Source organism: Acidocella sp. (assembly GCF_028687955.1).
Taxonomy (GTDB): domain Bacteria; phylum Pseudomonadota; class Alphaproteobacteria; order Acetobacterales; family Acetobacteraceae; genus Acidocella.
In genome coordinates this window covers 1-4,991 of the sequence record NZ_JAQTZC010000103.1, presented here as the reverse complement: position 1 = coordinate 4,991, position 4,991 = coordinate 1, and the positions used below count along the sequence as shown (strand labels likewise).

At 65.7% G+C, this 4,991-nt stretch carries 6 protein-coding genes; 5 read left to right on the top strand and 1 reads right to left on the bottom strand.

Features of this window, described 5'->3' with window-relative positions; all coding sequences use genetic code 11:
• The 4 genes from PHE40_RS10525 to trfA form a co-directional block, all read left to right on the top strand.
• On the top strand, positions 1-1,066 hold a 1,066-nt coding region (locus PHE40_RS10525; RefSeq protein WP_299961535.1), incomplete at its 5' end, for a MobA/MobL family protein.
• 61 nt (positions 1,067-1,127) lie between these two features.
• Positions 1,128-1,334, top strand: a complete 207-nt coding sequence (locus PHE40_RS10520; RefSeq protein WP_103244886.1) for a hypothetical protein — start codon at positions 1,128-1,130, stop codon at positions 1,332-1,334.
• Entirely contained in the window at positions 1,331-1,528 is a 198-nt protein-coding gene (gene urfF / locus PHE40_RS10515; protein ID WP_103244884.1) for a plasmid repression protein F, read from the top strand. Before PHE40_RS10520 ends, urfF begins: the two co-directional genes overlap by 4 nt.
• Entirely contained in the window at positions 1,515-2,411 is an 897-nt protein-coding gene (gene trfA, locus PHE40_RS10510) for a plasmid replication initiator TrfA (protein ID WP_103244882.1), read from the top strand. The genes urfF and trfA overlap by 14 nt, the downstream gene beginning before the upstream one ends.
• Before the next feature lie 895 nt (positions 2,412-3,306).
• Here the strand turns inward: trfA and PHE40_RS10505 are convergent.
• A complete protein-coding gene (locus tag PHE40_RS10505; protein WP_175654064.1) occupies positions 3,307-3,651 on the bottom strand; it encodes a mobilization protein in 345 nt (114 codons plus the stop codon).
• A 185-nt stretch (positions 3,652-3,836) separates the two neighbouring features.
• Between PHE40_RS10505 and mobQ the strand changes: the two genes are divergently transcribed.
• Positions 3,837-4,991 (top strand): MobQ family relaxase (gene mobQ, locus PHE40_RS10500; RefSeq protein WP_299961527.1); only part of this gene is annotated, 1,155 nt, incomplete at its 3' end.

Sequence of the window (4,991 nt, the reverse complement as noted above, 5' to 3'; positions counted from 1 at the left end):
CTCGGTGCAGGTTGACCACCGCAGCCTAGAGGCGCAGGGCATCGAGCGGGAGGCGACCCGCCACCTTGGGCCGACGGCCACCGCCATCGAGCGGCGCACCGGCGAGCGTAGCCACAAGGGCCAGCAGCACGACCAGGACGCGCTAGAGCGCCTCCAGCGTGCCCGCGAGGCGGGCGAGTTGGAACGCCAAGGGAAAGCCGCCGACCGTTCCATCATCGACCTGAGCGGCGACCTTGAAGCGGCCAAGCGGGAGAGGGCAACCCAGCAGGAGCGCCAAGCCCGCGAGCGCGAGCAGGCCGAGCGCCAGCGCATCGAGCGCATGACCAGCACCGAGCTTGCCCATGAAATCGGGCGCATTCGGCCACCGAAGGCGCTTGACCTGGTAGAGCGTGATCGGGGCGTTTTGCAGGCCGAGCAAGAGCGGCAGGCGCTCCAGAACCGGCACACCGAAGCGGGCAGCGTCTCAGCCCGCGCCCGCGACCAGGCGCAGGAATGGCGCGAAGCGCACAAGGTGCAAGCCTGGCTGCACGACAAGGGCATAGGCCACGCGGCCAAGCTGCGCGAGCTGGAGGAACAGCGCGAGGCAAACCGGGCCGAGTGGCAGAAGCTGGGGCCGCAGATCGAGCAGGCAGGCTTGCAGGTGCAGCACCTGCGCAGCCAGGCACAGCAGCGCATCAGCGCCGAGCAAGCGCCGACGCTGGCCAAGGTGGCCGAGCTGGAGGAACTGCGCCGGGAGAAGGTGCGCCAGGAGTTCGAGCAGCAGAAGCGCCAGCAGGCCGAGAAGAAGGCCGAGCGCGAGCGCGAAGCCGTGCCCAAGGACTTTGCAGCAATGGCCGTCAAGCGCGAGATGAAGGCCGGAGGCTGGAGCGACCGGGGCGAGCAATGGAAGGCTGCGCCCGAGGGCTTGAAGAAGCTGATTGACGGCTACAACGCCGCGCCCAATGCGGCACGCCCGGCCATCCTTGAACGCATCTTGAGCGACGGCCAGCGCCGCGAGCAGGTGCGCGAGCTGCTGGCCGAGCAGCGGCAGCAGTACCGCGCCAACGACCGGGGCATGGAGCGGTAAAAATAATTCTTGCGTTATCTCTAACCCGTGTTATGATGTTATCTCTAACGGAGAAAACGCCATGACCGACGAAGCCCTGAACGCCCTTTTCGGCAAAGCCGATTATTCGCACATCGCCCACGATGCCACCGTTACCGTGAGCATCACCGCCGCCGAAATGGCCGCGCTGCTGGGCGCTTATGACCGTGGCCTAGACGCACTCGACCAGGACGAGCGCGACGGCCTGAACGCCGTTATCGGCAAGCTGAAAGATGAGCTGTGGCCATGAAGGACGCGAAGGACAAAAAGACCGGCGACCTCTTGGCGTCATCGAACAGCCGCCGACAGGCGGCCTATGCCGAGCGCCAGCGGGCACTAGGCCGGAAGAAGTTTTCATACTGGATGCGCCCGGACGAAGCCGAGCAGGTGGCCGCATTTTTGGAGCGGCTGCGGCCGCAGGAAGCAGAGCATGAAAAGCCTTGACGACTTGATAGCCCGCCTGCCGGCATTGCAGGAAAAAGCACGCCAGCGAGCCGCGCAGGAGCAGGCAAGCGCCCCGGCCAAGGTGGTGCAGCTTCCGCTATGGCCGGAGCCTGTCCGAGCGGTGCCGAACGGCTTCCTACGGTCGGCGTTGTTCGGTGCGATTGCCAAGGGCAAACGTCGGTACATCGACGGCGAGCAACTGGCCGCACTCGACGGGATCGAGATCCGATACACCGGCCAACGCCTCGACCAAGGGGATTTGGACGTGTGGGAAAGCGTGCTGCACGCCGTGCGCTTGCAGGAGTTGGGCAGTCAATGCCGCCTCACGTCCTATGGCCTGTTGAAACTCATGGGCAAGACCGACACCGGCAAGAACCGGGCAACGTTGCACAAGCGCATCACGCGGCTTCGAGCTGGAACCGTTGAGCTGAAACAAGGCCGGTACGTGTACATAGGCGGCCTGATTGGCGAGGCATTCAAGGACGAGGAAACGCAGGAATGGGTGATTGAGCTGAACCCGAAATTGCGAGCCTTGTACGGCGGCGACCAGTTCACACAGGTGGATTGGGGCGTGCGTCATGCGCTGGATGGCCGCCAGCTCGCGCAGTGGCTGCACGGCTTCTACGCCAGTCACGCCAAGCCGTTCCCGATGCGCATGGAAACGCTGCTCAAGCTGGCGGGCAGCGAGGACGCCAACCCGCGCAGCGCCCAGCAGACGCTACGCAAGGCGCTGGAGGCTGTGGCAGAGGCCAGCGAGGCCAACGGCGAGGGGTTTAGCTACGAGATTCGCGGCGACCTGGTGCACGTCGAAAAGAAGGCCAGCGGAACGCAGCGGCTGCACTTGGCCAAGAAGGCAGCGCAGCGCCGGAAGCCCCGCACCTGATACCGTTCCAGCGCCTGCCGGATACCGTTCCAGCGCCTGCCGGATACCGTTCCAGCGCCTGCCGGATACCGTTCCAGCGCCTGCACTATCCACAGGGCAAACAGGCCGTAAACCCCCGCCAGTGCTGGGTTTTATCCTTTGGCGAAAACGCGCCTAATCCTCTTTTAATCATTTATTAATCATCGCGTGCCCTGCACGGGGCACCCCTGCGGGGTTCCCCCACCGCTTCGCGGCGGCTCCCCTTCCCGCAAATCGTGGCCCCCAGAGGGGGCGAACTGGCCCCCAAATACCGGCTTACAGCCCGCGCCTAGGGCGCTCCTCGACGTGGGGCGTGCCGCCCCCCGGCCCCCCTGTGGCTGCGCCCCCTTGCGCGGCCTGAACGGCCACGCAGGCACCCCGCTATGGCTTGGCAATGAAAGGGGAGGGGCAGGAATGCGCAGGAACGGCCACAGGAAGCCCTAGGAGCCGCTTTGCAGGCTTCGGGGTACATCCGGCAGGGTTGGGGTGAGAAAACGCGCTGTAGGCCGTTTTAGGGCGTTTGGCGGGGTGTTTAGCGGATGGCGGGTCAAGGGCAGACCATAGGCCGCAGTCCGACCGAAGGGAGGAACCGGGCGTAGGGCTGGGCGAAGCCGAACCCTTGACGCGACAGGAGCGGCCAGAGCCTTACGAGTGGGGGCAGGACAAGGGCAAAGCCCGCCAGGACTGCCCCCCGAGCCTCACGGCGGCGAGTGCGGGGCGTGGGGCAGCGCCCCACATTCGGCGGCTGGCAATTCAAGAACGACCGGCACCGGCGCAGGCAGTGGCGGGCATAGGTGCTCATCGCGGGGCATGAGCAGGTACAGCCCGCCATCGTCGGCAGGCCGGGAGCGGTAGCAGTTTGGCGGCTGCTGCTGGGTCATGAGCGGGGCAGGGTGACGAGCTTCGGAATGTCCACCGTGTCGGGGTCTACGTCGTCCAGAAAAGCGGGTTCAGTGGCCGGGGCTTGCAGGTCAAACAGCGCCCGATCATCGGCACGGGTTAGCGTGGTTTCCAGCATGGCGAGCAGCTTTTCTTTCGGCCACTCGCCGCGCTCCACTTTGGCGAGGATGGCGGCACCAACGAGGATTTTTTTCCGGGTGTCCTGCTGGCGTGTCATCTTGGAGGTGGCAGCGCGTTTTCTGGCTTCCACCTTCTGGCGTTGTGCTTTGGCCTGCTTGAGCTGGGTTTCCAGCTTTGTGATTTTGTCGTCGATTGCTGCCATGTCGTGCCCTCTTTGTCGGTGGATGGCCGCAATTTTAGCCCGCCGTGCTGGGGGTGCGCTAGCCGGAGCGGACGGGTAGAATACCCGGCAGCGACCACCCGCAGGCGAACAGCCAAGGGCGCACTTATGCAAACTTCGTTTGCGTGCGCCCCTTCGGGGAAAAACCAACAGCCGGAGCCGCGCCCGTGGCGATCTACCACCTATCCGTCAAAACGATAAGCCGCAGTGCTGGCCGGTCTGCGACCGCCGCCGCTGCTTATCGTGCCGGGGTGGAAATCACCGACGAGCGAACCGGCGAAATTCACGACTACACCCGAAAGGGTGGAGTCGAATCCGCCGCCCTCATCCTGCCGGACAACGCCCCCGAGTGGGCACGCGACCGCGCCCAACTCTGGAACGCCGCCGAGCAGGCTGAAAAGCGCAAAAACTCCACGGTAGCCCGTGAGTTTGAGATAGCCCTACCCGCCGAGCTTTCCCCCGAGCAGCGGGAAAAGCTGGCGCACGACTTCGCCCGCGAGCTGGTCAAGCGCCACGGCTGCGCCGCTGATGTCGCCATCCATGCCCCCGGCAAGGAAGGCGACAACCGCAACCACCACGCCCACATCCTGCTAACGACCCGCCGCCTTGAGCCGGACGGTTTCGGCGAGAAAACCCGCGAGCTGGACGACCAGAAAACGGGGAAGGTGCTTGTCACCGAATGGCGCGAGCGGTTCGCCACGCTCCAGAACGAGCGCCTACGCGAAGCGGGGCACTCGGTGCAGGTTGACCACCGCAGCCTAGAGGCGCAGGGCATCGAGCGGGAGGCGACCCGCCACCTTGGGCCGACGGCCACCGCCATCGAGCGACGCACCGGCCAGCCCAGCCACAAACGCCAGCAACACAACGAGGACGCGCTAGAGCGCCTCCAGCGTGCCCGCGATGCGGGCGAGTTGGAACGCCAAGGGAAGGAGGCCGACCGGTCAATCATCGACCTGAGTGGCGACCTTGAAGCGGCCAAGCGGGAGAGGGCAACCCAGCAGGAGCGCCAAGCCCGCGAGCGCGAGCAGGCCGAACACCAGCGCATCGAGCGCATGAACAGCACCGAGCTGGCCCACGAAATCGGGCGCATTCGGCCACCGAAGGCGCTTGACCTGGTAGAGCGTGATCGGGGCGTTTTGCAGGCAGAGCAAGAGCGGCAGGCGCTCCAGAACCGGCACACCGAAGCGGGCAGCGCCTCAGCCCGCGCCCGCGACCAGGCGCAGGAATGGCGCGAAGCGCACAAGGTGCAAGCCTGGCTGCACGACAAGGGCATAGGCCACGCGGCCAAGCTGCGCGAGCTGGAGGAACAGCGCGAGGCAAAC

What these genes read in the sequence shown, in the direction of transcription:
- PHE40_RS10520 (WP_103244886.1), top strand. Translation starts at nt 1,128, where the DNA reads ATGACCGACGAAGCCCTGAACGCCCTTTTCGGCAAAGCCGATTATTCG.
- urfF (WP_103244884.1), top strand. Translation starts at nt 1,331, where the DNA reads ATGAAGGACGCGAAGGACAAAAAGACCGGCGACCTCTTGGCGTCATCG.
- trfA (WP_103244882.1), top strand. Translation starts at nt 1,515, where the DNA reads ATGAAAAGCCTTGACGACTTGATAGCCCGCCTGCCGGCATTGCAGGAA.
- PHE40_RS10505 (WP_175654064.1), bottom strand. Translation starts at nt 3,651, where the DNA reads ATGGCAGCAATCGACGACAAAATCACAAAGCTGGAAACCCAGCTCAAG.